Source organism: Sphingomonas kyungheensis, from assembly GCF_037120395.1.
Taxonomy (GTDB): Bacteria; Pseudomonadota; Alphaproteobacteria; order Sphingomonadales; family Sphingomonadaceae; genus Sphingomonas; species Sphingomonas kyungheensis.
In genome coordinates this window covers 1-18208 of record NZ_JBBBDM010000010.1, presented here as the reverse complement: position 1 = coordinate 18208, position 18208 = coordinate 1, and the positions used below count along the sequence as shown (strand labels likewise).

The 18208-nt window shown below is 65.8% G+C and carries 14 protein-coding genes; 8 read left to right on the top strand and 6 right to left on the bottom strand.

The features are described 5' to 3' along the window. Positions 1-22 precede the first annotated feature (22 nt). Positions 23-1729 (bottom strand): cation acetate symporter, encoded by a 1707-nt coding sequence (locus V8201_RS15480; protein WP_271299984.1) that lies wholly within the window; start codon positions 1727-1729, stop codon positions 23-25. After that, positions 1726-2034 (bottom strand): DUF485 domain-containing protein, encoded by a 309-nt coding sequence (locus V8201_RS15475; RefSeq protein ID WP_336545853.1) that lies wholly within the window; start codon positions 2032-2034, stop codon positions 1726-1728. The genes V8201_RS15480 and V8201_RS15475 overlap by 4 nt, the downstream gene beginning before the upstream one ends. A 229-nt stretch (positions 2035-2263) precedes the next feature. Here V8201_RS15475 and V8201_RS15470 point away from each other — a divergent pair, with 229 nt between their 5' ends. Continuing rightward, complete coding sequence (locus tag V8201_RS15470) at positions 2264-3283, top strand: cupin-like domain-containing protein (protein WP_081792888.1); 1020 nt, start codon at positions 2264-2266, stop codon at positions 3281-3283. 18 nt (positions 3284-3301) lie between these two features. On the opposite strand, the gene V8201_RS15465 is transcribed toward V8201_RS15470, so the two are convergent. Continuing rightward, the gene (locus tag V8201_RS15465; RefSeq protein WP_336545852.1) at positions 3302-4801 is read right to left on the bottom strand and encodes a tryptophan halogenase family protein; all 1500 of its coding nucleotides are present in this window, start codon (positions 4799-4801) and stop codon (positions 3302-3304) included. 3 nt (positions 4802-4804) lie between these two features. Next, on the bottom strand, positions 4805-6316 hold the full coding sequence (locus tag V8201_RS15460) for a tryptophan halogenase family protein (protein ID WP_336545851.1): 1512 nt from the start codon (positions 6314-6316) through the stop codon (positions 4805-4807). Between the two features lie 684 nt (positions 6317-7000). Between V8201_RS15460 and V8201_RS15455 the strand changes: the two genes are divergently transcribed. Next, positions 7001-10402, top strand: coding sequence for a TonB-dependent receptor (locus tag V8201_RS15455; protein WP_336545850.1), 3402 nt, complete (start codon positions 7001-7003; stop codon positions 10400-10402). Between the two features lie 60 nt (positions 10403-10462). Beyond that, positions 10463-11062 (top strand): CC0125/CC1285 family lipoprotein, encoded by a 600-nt coding sequence (locus tag V8201_RS15450; RefSeq protein WP_336545849.1) that lies wholly within the window; start codon positions 10463-10465, stop codon positions 11060-11062. A gap of 98 nt (positions 11063-11160) precedes the next feature. On the opposite strand, the gene V8201_RS15445 is transcribed toward V8201_RS15450, so the two are convergent. Together V8201_RS15445 and V8201_RS15440 are read right to left on the bottom strand one after the other, a co-directional pair. Then, the gene (locus tag V8201_RS15445; protein ID WP_336545848.1) at positions 11161-12006 is read right to left on the bottom strand and encodes an undecaprenyl-diphosphate phosphatase; all 846 of its coding nucleotides are present in this window, start codon (positions 12004-12006) and stop codon (positions 11161-11163) included. After that, positions 11993-12961 carry a lysylphosphatidylglycerol synthase domain-containing protein gene (locus tag V8201_RS15440; RefSeq protein WP_336545847.1) on the bottom strand — a complete coding sequence of 323 codons (969 nt, stop codon included), beginning with the start codon at positions 12959-12961 and terminating at the stop codon, positions 11993-11995. The genes V8201_RS15445 and V8201_RS15440 overlap by 14 nt, the downstream gene beginning before the upstream one ends. Before the next feature lie 318 nt (positions 12962-13279). On the opposite strand from V8201_RS15440, the gene nhaA reads away from it, so the two are divergent. The 5 genes from nhaA to V8201_RS15415 form a co-directional block, all read left to right on the top strand. Beyond that, positions 13280-14497, top strand: coding sequence for a Na+/H+ antiporter NhaA (gene nhaA / locus V8201_RS15435; protein ID WP_336545846.1), 1218 nt, complete (start codon positions 13280-13282; stop codon positions 14495-14497). A 364-nt stretch (positions 14498-14861) separates the two neighbouring features. After that, positions 14862-16025, top strand: a complete 1164-nt coding sequence (locus V8201_RS15430) for a tyrosine-type recombinase/integrase (protein WP_336545845.1) — start codon at positions 14862-14864, stop codon at positions 16023-16025. A 324-nt stretch (positions 16026-16349) separates the two neighbouring features. Further along, positions 16350-16523, top strand: coding sequence for a helix-turn-helix domain-containing protein (locus V8201_RS15425; RefSeq protein WP_336545844.1), 174 nt, complete (start codon positions 16350-16352; stop codon positions 16521-16523). After that, the gene (locus V8201_RS15420) at positions 16523-17602 is read left to right on the top strand and encodes a CHC2 zinc finger domain-containing protein (RefSeq protein ID WP_336545843.1); all 1080 of its coding nucleotides are present in this window, start codon (positions 16523-16525) and stop codon (positions 17600-17602) included. Before V8201_RS15425 ends, V8201_RS15420 begins: the two co-directional genes overlap by 1 nt. Beyond that, a partial coding sequence (locus V8201_RS15415; protein WP_336545842.1) for a DUF3987 domain-containing protein occupies positions 17602-18208 on the top strand: 607 nt, incomplete at its 3' end. The genes V8201_RS15420 and V8201_RS15415, both read left to right, overlap by 1 nt.

Sequence of the window (18208 nt, the reverse complement as noted above, 5' to 3'; positions counted from 1 at the left end):
GCCGCCCGCCGACCGCTTTGAGTCAGTGCGACGCCCCGCCGACGGCGCCGATCCCCGTCTCGGCACGCACCCGCTGCGCGAGATAGCCGTCGCGGTCGACCGCGGCGCGCGCGCTGCGATCGAACAGCGACACCAGCCAGATGGCGAGGAACGCCGCCGGCATCGAAATGATCGCCGGCGACGAATAGGGGAAGATCGCGGCCGGGTGGCCGAGGATCGTCACCCACACCGCCGGCGACAGCACCGTCAGCCCCACCGCCAGCACCAGCCCGAGCGTGCCGCCGACCACCACGCCGCGGGTGGTGCAGCCCTTCCACAGCAGCGACAGGAGCAGCACCGGGAAATTGCCCGACGCCGCCACCGCAAAGGCGAGGCTGACCATGAAGGCGACGTTCTGCTTCTCGAAGATGATGCCCAGCAGGATCGCAAGGATCGCGAGCACCAGCACGGTACGCCGCGACACGCGCAGCTCCGCCGCCGAATCCGCCGCGCCCTTGCGGAAGACGGTCGCATAGAGATCGTGGCTGACCGCCGAGGCGCCCGACAGCGTCAGCCCGGCGACCACCGCGAGGATCGTCGCGAAGGCGACGGCGGAGACGAAGCCGAGGAACACATTGCCCCCGACCGCATGCGCGAGGTGGATCGCCGCCATATTGCCGCCGCCGACCAGCCCGCCGGCGGGATCGAGGTAGCGCGGCTCGGTCGCGACCAGCACGATCGCGCCGAAGCCGATGATGAAGGTCAGCAGGTAGAAATAGCCGATCCACCCCGTCGCCCACAGCACCGACTTGCGCGCCTGGCGCGCGTCCGGAACGGTGAAGAAGCGCATCAGGATATGCGGCAGGCCGGCGGTGCCGAACATCAGCGCCAGCCCGAACGACACCGCCGACACCGGGTCCTTGATGAAATTGCCCGGCCCCATGATCGATCGCCCGCGCACCGCCGCCGCGCCCGGATCGAGGCCGGCCGCGGCGGCGAGGTCGGTCTTCACCGCCACGGCGCGCGCGAACAGCGCCTCGGGCGAGAAGCCGAATTGCGCGAGCACCGCGAGCGCCATGAAGGTCGCGCTGCCGAGCAGCAGCACCGCCTTGACGATCTGTACCCAGGTGGTCGCGGTCATCCCGCCGAACAGCACGTACAGCGTCATCAGCACGCCGACGATGACGACGGCATATTCGTAGCGCAGCCCGAACAGCAATTTGATCAGCTGCCCGGCACCGACCATCTGCGCGATCAGGTAGAAGAGCACGACGGTGAGCGTGCTGATCGCGGCAAAGCCCCTGACCGGCGGTTGCGCGAAGCGGAAGCTGGCGACGTCGGCGAAGGTGTAGCGGCCGAGGTTGCGCAGCCGCTCGGCCATCAGGAACAGGATGATCGGCCAGCCGACCAGAAAGCCGATCGAATAGATCAGCCCGTCATAGCCGTCGGTGAAGATCTGCGCCGAGATGCCGAGGAACGACGCCGCCGACATATAGTCGCCGGCGATGGCGAGGCCGTTCTGGAAGCCGGTGATGCCGCCGCCCGCGGTGTAGAAATCGCTCGCGGTACGCGTCCGTCGCGCCGCCCAGCGGGTGATCGCCAGCGTCAGCACCGCAAAGGCGGCGAACATCGCGATCGCGGTCCAGTTGGTCGGCTGCCGGACCGTCTCGCCCGCCAGCGCATCCGCCAGCGCCGGAGCCGGCATAAGCACCACGCCCGCGGCGAGGGCGAGCGCTGCCCGGCGTGTCACGCGCGCGACTCGCTGCGCAGCGCCTCGCTCAACGGATCGAACTCGCGCGCGGCGCGGCGCACGTAGAGACCGGTCAGCACGATGGCGAGCAGGATGACGCCGAAGCCGACAACGATGCCGACCGAGGTCACGCCTTGCCCGATCGGTCGCGCGAGCAGCGCCTTGTCGAAGGCGATCAGCAGGATGAAGCCGAGATAGGCGGCGAGCATCACTCCGGTGAGCCCCCAGGTGAACCGCCGGCGCCGCCGCACCAGCGCGACATATCGCGGATCGGCTGCGATCCGGGCCCATTCGGCTGTATCCATGCTCGCTCCCCCGCTTTTGCCCGATCATGCAGCAAAGGCGCCGGGCCGCAAGCCGTTTCGGCCCCGCCATGTTCACGCAAACACGTCGGCCCATCCGTTGTGCGCGTCAGTGGATTGACGCTAAGCTCCCGTCCGATCCGGAGAATCAACGCGCAACCGACGGTCGCATGGCAATCGGCGGGCGCGGGTCGGACAGGGGGAGGCGCAAGATCATGGCGGAGGGCGTGCGATGATGCCGCTGGACTGGGCCAGGCCGCTGCCCGAATGCGGGCGGGTGGATGCGGCGACCTTTGCCGACACGATCGTCCGCCAGGGGCAGCCCGTCGTCCTGCGCGGACAGGTCGCGGACTGGCCGGCGATCGCCGCCGCCAATGCCGGCCGGGAGAGTCTGGCGCGCTACATCGGGCAATTCGACCAGGGCGCGCCGGTGCAGGTGATGGTCGGGCGACCGGAGATCGCCGGCCGCTATTTCTACGACGCGACGGTGCAGGACTTCAATTTCCATCGGCGGATGGTGCCGTTGAAGGTGTTGCTGTCGGAGCTGGTGCGCTTTGCCGGCGATCCCGCAGCGCCGGCGCTCTACGCCGGGTCGGCGCCGACCGGACAGCTGCTGCCCGGCTGGAGCGACGCCAATCCGCTCGCGCTGACGCTGCCGGGCGCCAAGGCGCGGATCTGGATCGGTAACGAGACGCGGATCTCGACCCATTTCGACGGATCGGCGAATCTCGCCTGCGTCGTCGGCGGGCGCCGCCGCTTTCTCCTCTTCCCGCCCGACCAGCTCGCCAATCTCTACGTCGGGCCGCTCGAACAGACGATGGCGGGGCAGCCGACCAGCATGGTCGATCCCGATGCCCCCGACCTCGACCGGTATCCGCGCTTCGCGACGGCGATGCGGCATGCGCTGGTCGCGGAGCTGGCGCCCGGCGACGCGATCTTCATGCCGACCTTGTGGTGGCACAACGTCCGCGCGTTCGGGCCGCTGAACGTGCTCGTCAATTACTGGGCGGAGGACCCGACGGCGAGCAGCCCCTTCACCGCAATGATTCACGCGATGCTCGCGGTGCGCGATCTGCCCGCCGCCGAACGCGCGGTCTGGCGGGGCTGGTTCGATCACTATGTCTTCGATGAGTCCGCCGGGCGGGTCGCCGATCATCTGCCCGAGGCGGCGCGCGGCGTGCTGGGGGCGGCCTCCGCCTCCCGCAGCCAGCGGATCAAACACTATCTGGTCGCCATGCTGGGCGGCGGCTGACGATCGCCGGCGCGCCGCTCACCCGCCGGCGATCGTATCGAGGATATCCTGATGCGACGGCATGCGCTCGACGGTCAGGTCCATCGCCCGGGCGATATGCGCCATCCGCCGGTCGAGCTCCTGCTCGGGCAACTGGTGCGCCAGCGGGTGTTGGCGCTTGGGCGCGATGCCCTGGCCGTGCAACACCGCGAGCCAGCTCGTCTCGCTGAACAGCTCATTGTCGTGCCGGTAGAGGCGGCCGTTCTCGCGGAAGATCGCGATCCGCTCCGCGAGTGACGCGGGCAGCGCCATGGTGCGGCAATGGCGCCACAGGGACGAATCGTCACGCGTCGTGGCGGCGTAATGCAGGATGATGAAATCGCGCACCTGCTCATATTCGATCCGCGTGCGCCGGTTGTAATAATCGATGTCGTGCTGGTTGAAGCAGCGATCCGGAAAGTTGGTGAGCAGGCGCGCGATCCCCGATTGGATGAGGTGGATCGACGTCGATTCGAGCGGCTCGAGGAAGCCGGCGGCAAGGCCGAGCGCGACGACGTTGCGATCCCAGGCCTTGCGCCGCAGACCCGCCTTGAAGCGCAGGACGTTGGGGTTCGACAGCGGCTCGCCGTCGAGGGCGGCGTCGAGCGAGCGCAGCGCCGCCTCGTCATCGCAATAGTGCGAGCAATAGACGAAGCCGTTGCCGGTGCGGGCCTGGAGCGGGATGCGCCATCGCCAGCCCGCCGCCACCGCGGTCGCGCGCGTATAGGGCATCGGCGCGTCGACCCGCGCGCAGGCACGGGCGACGGCGCGGTCGCACGGCAGCCAGTGGCTCCAGTCCTCGAACCCCGCCGCCAGCGTCTGGTCGATGAGCAGGCCCCGGAACCCCGAACAGTCGATGAACAGATCGCCGCCGAGCGCGCGCCCGTCCTCCAGGACGACCGCCTCGACATGACCGGTCTCCGCCGCGCGCCGCACCGTGGTGATCCGCCCCTCGCTGCGACGCACGCCGCGCGCCTCCGCACGCTCGCGCAGAAAGCGGGCATAGCGGCCGGCATCGAACTGATAGGCGTAGTTGAGCGTGCCGAGCGGCGATCCCGGCCGCGCCTGATCCGGTCGCTGGAACCGGCCCGCCGCCGCCGCCTGCGCGCCGATGCTGAACCGGTCGAGCGGCAGCGCATGGCCGAGCCGCGTCTGGCGATACCAGAAATGATGGAAGTGGAGCCCCTCCATCTCCTGACCATAAGTGCCGAAGGGGTGGAAATACCGGTCCCCGATCCGGCCCCAGTCGACGAACTCGATGCCGAGTTTGAACGTCGCGCCGGTCTGGCGGATGAACTCCGCCTCGTCGATGCCCAGCAGGCGGTTGAAGTAGAGGATATGCGGGATCGTCGCCTCGCCGACCCCGACGGTGCCGATCGCCTCCGATTCGACCAGATCGATCTCCACCCCGGTCAGCATATGGGACAGCGCCGCGGCCGCCATCCAGCCGGCGGTGCCGCCGCCGACCACGACGATGCGGCGGATCGCCAGCGGGTCCATCGCTCAGCGCCCCGCCGCGCAATAATGCGCGAGATAGTCGGCATGCGTCGGCAGGCGCTGCACGGCATCGGCCATGGCATGTGCCATCGAACGCAGGCTGTGCGCGACGTCGCCGACCGGCAGGGTCGCGATGACCGGATCATAGCGTCGGGGCATGATCCGCTGCCCGAGCATCACCGCCACCCAGCTTGGCCGCGCGAACAATTCGTCATTGTAGCGGAAGACCCGTCCGGTTTCGCGGAACAGCTCGATCTTGTGGCGGAGCGTGTCGGGCAGATCCATGGTCCGGCAATATCGCCAGAACGGCGTGTCGTCGCGCTCCGTCGCTGCATAATGCAGCACGATGAAGTCGCGCACCTGCTCGAACTCGACATCCATGTGCCGATTGTATTCCGTCCGCAGGATGTCGGGCATATCCTTGGTCGGGAAGAGCGAGATGAAGCGGCTGATCCCCTCCTGAATGAAATAGAGCGAGGTCGATTCGAGCGGCTCGAGGAAGCCCGCGGACAGGCCGATCGCGACGCAATTGCCCGACCAGAAACGTCGGCGGTGCCCCGCGGTGAAGCGGATCTGCCGCGGTTCGGCGAGTGGCGCGCCGTCCACCCTCGCGCGCAATACGGCCTCGGCCGTATCGTCGTCCATGAAGTGACGGCTGTAGATATGGCCGTTGCCGGTGCGGCGCTGCGTCGGGATGCGCCATTGCCAGCCGGCCGGCTGTGCGGTGGACCGGGTATAGGGCAGTGGTGGGCCGACCGGCGCGCTCGGCATCGCCAGCGCGCTGTCGCACGGCAGCCAGGCGCTCCAGTCGGTATAAGGGACGTCGAGCGTCTCGCCGATCAGCAGGGCACGAAAGCCGGTGCAGTCGAAGAAGATATCGCCCGTGATCCGCTCCCCCGAAGCCATGACGACGGCGGCGATCCCCTCCCCGGACGCGGTGCGATCGACCTGCGTGACGATCCCTTCGACACGGGTCACGCCGCGCGCCTCGGCATAGCGCCGGAGATAGCGGGCGTAGAGCGCGGCGTCGAAATGATAGGCGTAGCGAAGATGCGACAGGATCGATCGCGGATCGGGATGCGGCGCGGTGAAGCGCCCGGCCCGCGCCGCCAATGCGGAAAGGCTGTACGTCTCGATCGGCGTCTCGACGCCGTCCGCGCGCAGCCGCAGCCAGTAATGATGGAAGTCGACCCCCTCCATATCCACGCCATGCTGGCCGAAGGGGTGGATATAACGATCGCCCGGCCGGGCCCAGTCGATGAACTCGATGCCGAGTTTGAAGGTCGCCTCGGTCGCGCGCATGAATTCGGCTTCGTCGATGCCGAGCATCTGGTTGAAGGCGAGGATGTCGGGAATCGTCGCCTCGCCGACGCCGACCGAACCGATCGCTTCCGATTCGACCAGGGTGATGGTCATCGCACCGCGCTCGTCGATCAGGCTGGACAGCGCCGCCGCGGTCATCCAGCCGGCGGAGCCGCCACCGACGATGACGATCGATCCGATGGACGGCGCCGTCATCGACCGGGAGCCTGCGCCGGGGCTCGTGCCGGCCTGTCAGCCACGCCGACCGGACAAATCGCCGAAGTATCGTGTCGCCGATTTGCTGCGATCGCGACAATGCCAGTATCGACCAACACAGTAATTTGAACCCTCATTCCGTTGAATCTGCGATATTAGTAAAGTTTTTTATCCAACGACTGCAAGTCGTTGCGGGGAAGACGTAGCGCCATCCGGCTTCGTTTATAGACCCGATCCGGTTCTAATGTAGCAGGCACCGGCAAGCGAAGCCTCGCCGTTATGTCTGACAAGCCCGTGAAATCCGCGCTTAAGTCTCGCAACCGCCGAGCTTTAGTTTCGGCATATCGATGTTGACCGGCTCGCGGCGACACATGGCGCATGATTTCGCCCATCAAAACGAATTCAATCTGTGCATTTTCCGCCCCCTTTTCTTTCCTTTCAATGAGATAAACCTGCCCACTGAATTTGCAAAGGGGAAAGCGCCGCCACCTCAATGTTAGGCCGGAATACGACAGAATAGCGTCTATAATTTTTCGTCTTGCGCCTTACAAATACCTGACATAGCAATACTCTTACATTTGATGACTGGTTGTCGACCGGGGTTGGAGAGCCCCGGATCGTTCCACAAGGCCGGCGTCGAAGGGAGAACGGGTTCGGTGCGCCGAACGTGGAGGGGGTGCCATCATGAAGAATAGCGTACGCTCGGTCGTGTCCGGGCCTTTGAAGTCGCTGCTGCTTACTACATCGGCATTGTCGGTGTTCGCGGCGATCGTGTCGCCCGCGGCCGCGCAGACGGCGACGCCGCCGATCGACGAGCAGGCATCACCGCCGAAGACCGGCGCCCCCGACACCGATCCCGCCACCGTGCCCGACGATGGCGCCGCCGATCCCGGCCGGCCCAATGACATCGTCGTCACCGGCATCCGCAAGGCGCTGGAGAGCGCCAAGGAAATCAAGCGCAACGCGGATACGGTGGTCGATTCGATCACCGCTTCCGATATCGCTACCCTGCCCGATCTGTCGGTCGCCGAGGCGCTCGGCCGCGTTCCCGGCGTGACCATCTCGCGCTTCGCGACCGGTGGCGCCTCGCCCGACTTCCCGTCGCCCGAGGGCCAGGGCAATTTGATCCGGGGCCTCGGCTTCGTCCGCTCCGAATTCAACGGCCGCGACGCGTTCAGCGCCAACGGCGGCCGGGTGCTCGATTTCTCCAGCATCCCGCCCGAATTGATCGGCGCCGTCGACGTCTACAAGAACCAGACCGCGGACCTGATCGAAGGCGGCATCAGCGGCACGATCAACCTGCGCACGCTCGAACCCTTCGACCGGCAGAAGCCGTTCCTCGCCATCTCGCTCGACAATACCTACACCGATCTGCGCAAGAAATCGTCGCCGTCGGGCAGCATCACCGCCGGGCGGCGGTGGCGGACGGGGATCGGCGAATTCGGCGTCATCGCCTCCTATTCGCGCTCGAACCTCGATTCGCGGATCAACGGCTGGCAGCAGAACGCCCCCTTCCCCCGCGTTCTCGATGCGTCGGGCAACGTGCCGCAGACCAATCTGACCGGCGCCGCCAAGCTCGGCGAGTTCACCGGCGTCGATCCGTCGAACATCATCGGCACGACGCCCGGTTTCCAGATGCGGACGAACGACGTCGACCGTGACCGGCGCAGCTATTACGGCGCGATCCAGTGGAAGAACGACCGGCTGCAGCTGACCGCCAAATATATCCGCGTCGAGGAGACCACCGACAGCATCGAACATACGTTCGAATGGTTTCCCGAACACGATACCGGCACGACCGCCGGGATCACCAACCTCAAGGTCGACAAGGGCTTCTCGTCGGCCGGGGTGGCGATGTGCAGCGGCGCCGGCGCCTTTCCGTCCAATCCGGGTGACTGCGAGACGCTGATCCCGATCCAGGGCGGCCTGATGGAATCGGGCTTCGTCACCAACCGCATCGATTCCTGGACGGGCGCGGTCGGCTCGCCGGTCGGCTCGCTCGGCATCGGGCGGATGGATCGCAGCAAGACCCAGGATATCAGCCTCAACGCCAAATGGCAGGCGACCGATCGCCTGCTGGTCACCCTCGACGGGCAATATACCAAGGCCAGCGCCAGCACCCGCCAGATCTGGGCCGGCTTCAACACCTATCTCGATTGGCAGATCGCGCCCAATCTCGACAATCCGCGGATCAACTTCTCGGTCGATCCGGAGCATCAGTTCAATCCGAACAACACCCGCTACACCGGCGACAGCGCCACCAATCCCCTCGCCCGGCCGACGTCGAGCGCCGACTTCAACGGGTCGACCTTCCAGTTCGCCGCCGATCAGTTCCAGGTCGGCAAGGGCGACCTTTATGCGCTGCGCGCCGATACCGCCTACGATCTGTCGGGCGGTGAGGGCTTCGGCGGCTGGTTCGACAGCGTCAAGCTCGGCGCGCGTTATGCCAAGCGGAGCCAGACCAATGCCGAAATGGCGCTCAACTGGGGATCGATCGCGCCGCCGTGGGACGGTCGCGGCGGCTATGGCATCGTCGGCACCTTCCAGGACCCCAACCAGGCCGCGGAGGTCGTCAGCTTCAGCAACTTCTATCGCGGCGGCGTGGTCCAGGGCAGCAACCAGTCCTTCGTCTTCGCCAACCGCAACCTGCTCAGCAGCTATTCGAACTTCCGCAAATATCTGAACAGCGAACCGCAGCTCGCGCCGCCCGCCGGCTGCGCACTGCCGACCTGCGCCGGCAATTTCGGCTGGCTGCCGCGCGGCACCGACGACGGATCGCGCTTCGGCTCGCCGACCTTCCGCCCCGAGGATATCTCGGACATCACCGAACGCACGTTCAACGCCTATATGCGGCTCGACGCCAAGCACGAGTTCGACAATGGCATGTCGATCGCCGCGAATGCCGGCGTCCGCTACGTGCGCACCGAACTGAATTCGGCGGGCTTCCAGGCGTTCCGTCCGTTCGTCGCGGATACCCAGACGTCCGCAATCGATGCCAACGGCGTGCGAACGCGAACCGACGATGCGGAGAGCCGGGACGATCCCCGTGACTTCCTGCCCGGCGCGACCGCTTATTCGGAGCAGGCCGCCGTCCCGATCACTTACAAGCAGACCAACGTCAACTGGCTGCCCTCGTTCAACGTGCGCTGGAACATCGATCGCCAGCAGCTCGTCCGCTTCGCCTACAGCAAGGGGCTGAGCCGGCCGAACGTGCAGGACCTGCGCGCGTCGCAGGAATATGTCGTGACCACCAACCGGATCAATTATCCGACGATCACCGACCGCAACGATCCGCTCTACGGCATCGATCGGGGCGCGCAGAGCATCACGGTCGGCGAAATCCGCGTCAATCGCGGCAATCCCCGACTGCGCCCGACGCTGGCGGACAATTTCGACCTGTCGATCGAACGCTATTTCCGCGGCGGCTATGTCTCGATCGCCGGTTTCTACAAGAGCCTGTCCAACATCATCACCAACGGCGACCTGCCGCTCGGCACCACGCAGCTCGACGGCCAGACCGTCAACATCATCTACAGCGGCCAGGTCAATCAGGCGAAGGCCAAGATCAAGGGCGTCGAGGTCAGCTACCAACAGTTCTTCGACAAGCTGCCCGGCGTGCTCAGCCATCTCGGCTTCCAGGGCAATTACACCTATATCGACTCGTCGGCGACGCCACCGGCCAACGGCGTCGACAGTAACGGCGACGGCGTGCCGGACGATCAGACCACCGTCTTCCGCTTCGGGGTCGACAATCTGCTCGGCCAGTCCGACCATATCCTCAACGCGGTCGGCATCTACCAGGACAGCGCGCTCGAACTGCGTCTCGCGTACAATTGGCGATCGAAATATCTCACCTCGTATCGCGATTACGTGACCGGCAACCCGGTGTTCAACTCGGCGGCCGGGTTCCTCGACGCCTCGGTCCGCTTCAAGGTCGGCGCGCTGACCTTGCGCACCTCGATCGCCAATATCCTCGACACGAAGAGCAAGTCGCAGGTGCAGATCGACAAGAGCGGCCAGATGTTCGACCGGTTCAGCTTCCTCAACGATCGACGCGTGGTGTTCGGTGCGCTGCTGCAATTCTGACCGGCGCCGCGCTCCGGCGCTGGCGCAGACGAGGATCGATCCTGCCCAATGGAGGTGGTCATGAAGCTCGGCATTTGGATTGCAAGCGTCGCGATGGTCGTGGCCATGCCGGCGACCGCGCAAAAGGGGTATAAGGCGGCGAAGACGGCCAAGGACGTCGGCTATCGCTCGACGACCGGCACCGATGGACGGATCACGATCGTCTACACCGGCGCCAGGGGCGCGAAGCCCGATCAGGTGGCGAAATTCGCGATGCTGCGCGCCGCCGAACTGACCAAGGAGGCGGGCATGACCTGGTTTGCCGTCATCTCGGCACAGACGAGCGATCTCGCCAACGGCACCGGCTCCAGCCTGCGCGACAAGACCGGACCGGATTTCGCGACCGGATCGACGAGCGCCGCGAGCGGCGCGGCCGGCCAGGCGGGATCCTCGCCCGGGGTCAGCGACGGCGCGGTTCCGACCGGCCCGACGACGGGCGGCTTCGGCGGCGGCGACGTGCCCTATCAGGTGCTGGAACGCTGGCGCCCCAGTCAGACGGCGCAGTCGGTCGTCGTCATCCAGCCGGGATCGGGGGACAACGCCGCCTTTCCCGGCCTGACCCAGCAGCCGACGATCTACAGCGCCGACGACGTCATCGAACAGGTCAGAGGCACACGCTAGGCCGGCCACGCCTTTCCCAATTTCCCATCGCTCTCGCGATGGTTCCACAGTCCCCTCTGGAGGCGGCCGGCCAGCCGCCTCCATTTTTTTGCGTCCTGCTATCGCGCGGCGATCATCCCATTCGCCAACAGCAGCAGCACCGCCGTCCCGGCCGCGATCCGGTATAGGACGAAGGGCAGGAAGCTGCGGCTCCGCAGCAGGCGGAGGAACCCGACGATCACCGCATAGCCGACACCGAACGCCAGCACCGTCGCCAGCAGCGTCGGCCCGCCGCCGATCGGGTTCGGCTTGTCATAGCTGTCGAGCAGCTCGAACACGCCGGACGCGAGTACCGCCGGGATCGCCAGCAGGAACGAATAGCGCGCCGCCGCCTCCCGCGTATAGCCGAGCAGCAGCGCCGCGCTGATCGTGCCGCCCGATCGCGACACGCCCGGAATCAGCGCGAGCGCCTGCGCAAAGCCCAGCAGTACGCCGTGCCGCCAGCCGAGCGTCTCCAGCGGCAGCCGGCGCGCGCCGATCCGGTCGGCGAGACCGAGCACCAGCCCGAACCCGATCAGCATGGTGGCCGTGATATAGAGATTGCGCAGCCCGCCCTCGATCTGATGCTTGAACGCCAGACCGAGGATCGCGATCGGCAGCGTGCCGAGGATGATGAGCCAGCCGAGCCGCGCGTCCGGCGACAGCGTCGCCGGGCGTTTCGTCACCGCGGTCAACCAGGCCAGCGCGATGCGCCAGATATCCCGGCGGAAGTAGAGCAGCACCGCGGCCTCGGTGCCGATCTGCGTGATCGCGGTGAAGGCCGCGCCGGGATCGGTGCCGGACGGCAGCAGCGCACCCGCGATCCGCAGATGCGCGCTGGAGGATACGGGAAGAAACTCGGTCAGCCCCTGCAGGACGCCGAGGAACGCCGCCTCCAGCCATGGTGCGCTATTATGGATGGTCATCGAAGCTCCGGACACCGTCATCGACGCACGGTCGGCGCAAGCCGACGAGTTCATGGCCGACGAACAACAGCCCGCCGATGGCGAGCGGGATCAGATAATAGATCAGCCGGAAGGCGAGCAGCGCCGCCACCAGCCCTGGCCGGTCGACCTGCGGCAGAGCGGCGATCATCACCACCTCGAACACGCCCAGCCCGCCGGGGGCGTGGACGAGCAGGCTGGTGACGATCGCGAACAGATAGCCGACCAGCACGGCGGGATAGAGCATGATCGCCGGCTGGGGCAGCAGCACGAACACGACACTCGCGGCGACGAGCAGATCGCCGGTCCCGAGCGCGAACTGGACGATCGCCATCCGCCACGTCGGCAGCCGCAGCGGCCAGCGCCACAGCCGTATGGCCCGCCCGCCCAAACGCCCGAGCGCCACCATATAGGCGGCCAACAGCGCGAGCAGGCACAGGCCGGCGGCGGTCTGGAAACCCGGCGAGATGGCGCGGTGCGCGACGGGCGGCAGGCTCGGCAGCAGGACGAGGCTCAGGCCGAGCAGCAGGACGGCGCCCAGCCAGAAGGTCACGCCGGCGACGATCATGATCTGGCCGACATCGGCAAGCGGCACGCCATGGCGGCGGTAGATACGGTATCGCGCCGCGCCGCCGGTCAGGGCGGCAAAGCCGAGATTGTGGCTGAAGATATAGCTGGTGAACGCCGCCAGCGCGACGCTGGCATAGGGGACCGGCCGCCCGACGAGCCGCAACGCCACCACGTCGAACCCGGTGAGGATGCCATAGCTCAGCACCGTCAGCATCGCCGCGCCCGCGAGCGCCGCGGTCGGCAGCGCGCGAACCGCGGTCATCACCGCGCTCCACTGGGTATCGGCGAGCAGGTGGCGCAGCGCGACGACCGAAATCGCGAGCACGGCGAGCGTCGCGGCAGCGACCAGGAGCGAGCGCCACGACATGTCAGGACGATGCGGGAGCCGAGGACGCCCGACGCGCGCGGAACGGGCAGGCCGGGATGAGGTCGCAGGCGGTCACCGCGCCGGCCTACACAGGTCGCACCGCAAAGTCTGCCCTGCGTCGGACGTCTGGCGGCGACGGCGCCTGCCGCGGGGCCGCGATGGATACCCGCGTATCGGCGGACCGGGCGATGGGCGACATCGGCTTGTGTCGCCACCGTCATGATGCCAAGACCGCCGCGGGTGTCGGCGCGCGCGCATCGACAGGGTCTCTCGTTGGTCGGGCCGCCAACGGCGACCCCTCATGCCCGGAGCCGCCGCATGACCGATCAACCCGCGCCCCCGTCCCCCGTCGTCGCCATCGCCACCAGCCTGGTCGAAAAGCCCCGATCCGCGCTGCGGGCCTTTCTGCGCAGCGGCGCGTCGGGCGGGCTGGTGCTGATGGCGGCGGCCCTCGCCGCGATGATCATCGCCAACAGCGGCCTCGGCGAGGCCTATTTCGGCATCCTCGCCGCCCATGTCGGCCCGTTGTCGGTGCTGCACTGGATCGACGATGCGCTGATGTCTCTGTTCTTCCTGCTCGTCGGCCTCGAGATCAAGCGCGAGCTGGTCGACGGGCATCTGGCGAGCTGGTCCGATCGCATCCTGCCGACCCTCGCCGCGCTGAGCGGCATGGCGGTGCCCGCGGCGGTCTATCTGGCGATCGCCGGGACGACGCCGGGACTGGCGCGCGGCTGGGCCATTCCCTCGGCGACCGACATCGCCTTCGCGATCGGCGTGATGGCGCTGCTCGGCAAGCGCGTGCCGGCGTCGCTCAAACTGTTCCTAACCACCGTCGCGATCGTCGACGACATGGGCGCGGTCGCCGTCATCGCGCTCGCTTATACCAACGACATCAGCGGCATCGCCCTGCTCGCCGCCAGTCTGATCGCGGGCGTGATGTTCGTGCTCAACCGGCTCGGGGTGGTGCGGCTGCTGCCCTATCTCTGCCTCGCGCTGCTGCTGTGGATCGCGGTATGGATGTCGGGCATCCATGCGACCATCGCCGGCGTGCTCACCGCCAGCCTGATCCCGATCCGCCGCTCGCCGGGCGCGCCGGACGCGGCGGGATCGCCGCTGCACCGGCTCGAACACGGGCTGCAGCCGTGGGTCGCCTACGCGATCGTGCCGCTGTTCGGTTTCGCCAACGCCGGCGTCCCCCTCGCGGGCTTCGGCCTGTCGACGCTGCTCGCGCCCCTGCCGCTGGGGATCGCGGCCGGGCTGGTGATCGGCAAGCAGATCGGGGTGCTCGGCGCGGTCTATGGCGCGGCACGCCTCGGCTGGGCGGGCAAGCCGCAGGGCGCGTCCTGGCTGCAGATCTACGGCACCGCCTTGCTCTGCGGCATCGGCTTCACCATGAGCCTGTTCATCGGCGGACTCGCGTTCAGCGACGCGACGCTCGAGCATGCGGTCAAGCTCGGCGTCCTCGCCGGCTCCGTTGTTTCCGCGCTCGCCGGTTCCATGGTCCTGTACCTCGGCGGGATGCGGCGGGGGTCATGACGATAGCGGTCGTCGCGCGCGCCTGCCGTGTGCGCGCAATCGCGGATGACGGCCGATGATCGACGCCATCCATTGCGATCGAACGCGCGTCGGAACCGTCGGGCAAGGCGCATAGCCGCGCTCGCCCGGCCAGTTGCCAGAACATCCGAAGCTATGCGGCGACAGGCAGATGCTGCGGGGGACGCCATTCCGGCAGGAATGGGGTGGCGGAGACGGAGTCCGTATAACTGACGTACGCCAGCGGTCGTGCAGGGCTGCAAAATGGCTAATTTCCGCGCTTTAGCAGCTGTCTGCGTTCGCCATCATCCGTTGACGTTCCCCCACACCCGCGACATAAAGTGGGAACGCAAGTGGGAACGAGACGATGGCAACGGGCAAGCTGACAGCGTTGAAGGTGAAGGCGCTCAAGGAGCCGGGGCGGCACAGCGACGGCAACGGTCTGGTGCTGTACGTCAAGGAGAGCGGCACCAAGACCTGGGTCCTGCGCATCCAGGTGGATGGCAAACGCCGGGACTTTGGCCTTGGTTCGCTGGCAGACGTGTCGCTCGCCGAGGCCCGTGAGAAGGCTGATGGCCTACGAAAGCAATATCGCAGTGGCATCGACCCGGTTGCCGCCAAGCGTGCCGTGAAACAGGTTGAAGCCGGTGTCCCTACCTTCAGGGCAGCTGCCGCTCAGGCGCACACCGAACACAAGGGCGGCTGGAAGAACGTCAAGCACAAGGCTCAGTGGATTTCCTCTCTTGAGGCATATGCGTACCCAGCGATCGGCGATCTACCTGTCGACGAGATCGAAGGCCCTGCCATTCGTGATCTGCTGGCTGACATATGGCTCAGCAAGCCGGAGACCGCCCGCCGCGTCCGCCAGCGCATCGGTGCTGTCCTCGACTGGGCTTACGCCAAGGGATACCGCAAGGCGGAGGCACCGATGCGCTCGGTTACCAAAGGGCTTCCCCGCCAGCCCAAGAAGGACAACCATCACGCAGCCCTTGCCTATGAGGAGGCGCCAGCTCTGATGGCATTGCTGGCGAAGAGCGATAGCGTTGGCCGTCGCGCCTTGCGGTTCCTGATTCTTACCGCGGCACGATCAGGCGAGGTACGCGGTGCCACCTGGTCTGAGATTGACCTTGACCAGAAGCTGTGGACCGTCCCCGGCGATCGAATGAAGGCAGGCAAGACGCACATCGTGCCACTGCAGCCAGCCGCCATCACCATATTGGAACAGATGAGAGAGGCGTTTGGCGATGCGCCTGATCAGCCGCTCTTCCCCGGTAAGGCCAACAAGCCGCTTTCGGACATGACGCTCACCAAGGTGCTGCGTGACGGCTTTTCAAACGACATCACCGTTCACGGCTTCCGGTCGACGTTCCGGGACTGGGCAGCCGAGCAGACCGATGTAGCCGGTGACGTTGTCGAAGCCGCTTTGGCGCATGCCGTCCAGAACAAGGTCGAGGCGGCATACCGCAGGACCAATTATCTCGAAAAACGTCGCGCGCTGATGGATAGCTGGGCAGCGTATCTCATCGTTTAGCCTCTAGCGGGTTACGGTCACTACGGACAGTAGCCTGTCAACGTCGTGATTCCACGTCGATGGTTCTGAGCGGCATCTATTCTAATCTGCAACCGTCAAATGCGCGCCAGAATGCCCCTCGCGAGATTAGCGGACAGGTCACACAAGCGTAAAGCCGTAAAAATCCCGATTTTTTCCCGATAAAATCCCGATTTTTGTCGGGAAATAATCGGGATTTTAGGCTCTTCCCAAAAATTATTAATCGCAGCAGAAGGTTCTCACCGCAGCAGATCGCAATGTTCTGCAAGCGGTTATATAGAAACCTACAGTATAGAAGGTAGAACAATGGGCTGCGCTTGCATGTCTGTCGATGACGCTTGCCGATATATCGGGCTTAAGCGAACGAAAATGTATCAGATGATCAAGAATGGGGAGGTTCGAGCTATTAAGCTAGGCCGCCGCACGCTGGTGACTACCGCTAGCTTGAATGATCTTGTTTTGTGTGGGGAGGCGCTGTGATGGCCTATAATATCTATAATGACGCGTTCAACGATTGGGCTGAGATCATCAAGGCCCGGTACAGTATCTCATCTGTGATCGGCGAAACGGTTCGGCTGCGCGGCAGGAACGGCGTCTTCAAGGGCCACTGTCCTTTCCATGACGACAGCACGCCCAGCCTCTCGGTGGATGACAACAAGGGCCTGTTCCATTGCTTCGGATGCGGCGCTGCCGGTGACGTAATTTCCTATGTGCAGCGTATGGAAGGCCTCAGCGCTTGGGATGCAGTTGCCCGTCTTGATGGCGGCGATCGCGTCATCACCAGGCAGCCGAGCATTCCGTGGGATGACGAAGCCGAGCGGATCAAGGCGGCAAAGGACATGTGGGCCGCAAGCGAGGTCATCGAGGGCTCGCCTGTGGTCAGCTATTTCGAAAGCCGCGCTTTGCCGGTCGAATATGTCGGGATGCAGGAAAACATCCGCTTTGCTCGCGGCAGCTTTGATAACTCAGCGAAAAAGCACCCGATGCTGATCGCGGCAGCCCGTGATGTGCATGGCGACGTGGTCGGTGTGCAGCGCATCTTTCTGACCGAAGAGGGCAGCAAGATCGACAAGGACTGCAAGCGCACACGTGGCCGTGGCAAGGGAGCAGCGATCCGCCTCGCCGGCGAGAACGCCAGCGTTGAAGCTCCTGAGCATATCGTCATCTGTGAGGGGCTGGAGGATGGCCTGAGCTATGCCCGCTACCACCCGGACGCGATTGTCTGGGTCGCCATGGGGGCGTCTAACATGGCCAACATCGTTTTGCCCGACAGCTGCCGGAAGGTGACCATCGCGCATGACAATGACGAGACTGGCCGGAAGGTGGCCGGTGAAATGGCCGAAGCATTGGTCAAGCGTGGTCTCGAGGTTTACCTCGCGCCGCCGCCTGAGGCGTTCAAGGATTGGAACGAGTTCCTGACCTACTGGGATGATGAAGATCGTGTCGGCCCCACTAACCCCCTGCCGTGGCGGCACTGGTCGGAAGACGATCTGTACGACGAGGATGGCAACCTGAAGGCGGGCATCCGGTTTCCCATCGAACTGAAGGATGCCGCGTGATGATTGCGGAAACCGGAACGCAGCAGCTCACCCAGCTGCAGCCCCCTGTTCGGATTGATCCGGACGCCGTCTGGCCTGATCCGTCGCCTCTGCCAGCAGCGCTGCTGCCGGTAGACGGCTTCATGAGCGACATGCTGCCCACCGACTTGCGTCGGTGGGTGGTGGATATCGCCGAGCGCATGAACGTGCCGATCGACTTCGTTGCGGTGCCTGCGATAATCGCCGCTGCCAGCCTGATTGGCCGGCGGGTTGGCATTCGGCCTCAGGTTCATACCGACTGGACGGAAGCTGCAAACCTGTGGGGGGCCATTACTGGCCCCCCCGGAACCTTGAAGTCGCCGGCAGTGCGTGAAGCCTTCATGGCGCTGCACATGCTCGAGAAGCGCGCCGCCAAGCGCAACGAGGCGGCGATGGACGAGCATCGGCCACGTCAGCAGCTCTATGAGCTTGAGAAGAAGGAAGGGACGCGGGTGGCTGGCAAGCTGCTTCAGGACACCGAGGCACCGGAGATCGGCAGGCTCAACGCTCTTGACGTGACCCCTGTCTTTCATCCAGCTGCGACCAGAGACCGACGGGTGTTGTCGCGCATGAGCGCAGGTGAAGCAA

Coding starts and splice junctions, on each gene's coding strand:
- V8201_RS15450 (WP_336545849.1), top strand. CDS start 10,463: ATGAAGCTCGGCATTTGGATTGCAAGCGTCGCGATGGTCGTGGCCATG.
- V8201_RS15470 (WP_081792888.1), top strand. CDS start 2,264: ATGATGCCGCTGGACTGGGCCAGGCCGCTGCCCGAATGCGGGCGGGTG.
- V8201_RS15465 (WP_336545852.1), bottom strand. CDS start 4,801: ATGGACCCGCTGGCGATCCGCCGCATCGTCGTGGTCGGCGGCGGCACC.
- V8201_RS15420 (WP_336545843.1), top strand. CDS start 16,523: ATGGCCTATAATATCTATAATGACGCGTTCAACGATTGGGCTGAGATC.
- V8201_RS15430 (WP_336545845.1), top strand. CDS start 14,862: ATGGCAACGGGCAAGCTGACAGCGTTGAAGGTGAAGGCGCTCAAGGAG.
- V8201_RS15445 (WP_336545848.1), bottom strand. CDS start 12,006: ATGACCATCCATAATAGCGCACCATGGCTGGAGGCGGCGTTCCTCGGC.
- V8201_RS15460 (WP_336545851.1), bottom strand. CDS start 6,316: ATGACGGCGCCGTCCATCGGATCGATCGTCATCGTCGGTGGCGGCTCC.
- nhaA (WP_336545846.1), top strand. CDS start 13,280: ATGACCGATCAACCCGCGCCCCCGTCCCCCGTCGTCGCCATCGCCACC.
- V8201_RS15455 (WP_336545850.1), top strand. CDS start 7,001: ATGAAGAATAGCGTACGCTCGGTCGTGTCCGGGCCTTTGAAGTCGCTG.
- V8201_RS15475 (WP_336545853.1), bottom strand. CDS start 2,034: ATGGATACAGCCGAATGGGCCCGGATCGCAGCCGATCCGCGATATGTC.
- V8201_RS15440 (WP_336545847.1), bottom strand. CDS start 12,961: ATGTCGTGGCGCTCGCTCCTGGTCGCTGCCGCGACGCTCGCCGTGCTC.
- V8201_RS15425 (WP_336545844.1), top strand. CDS start 16,350: ATGGGCTGCGCTTGCATGTCTGTCGATGACGCTTGCCGATATATCGGG.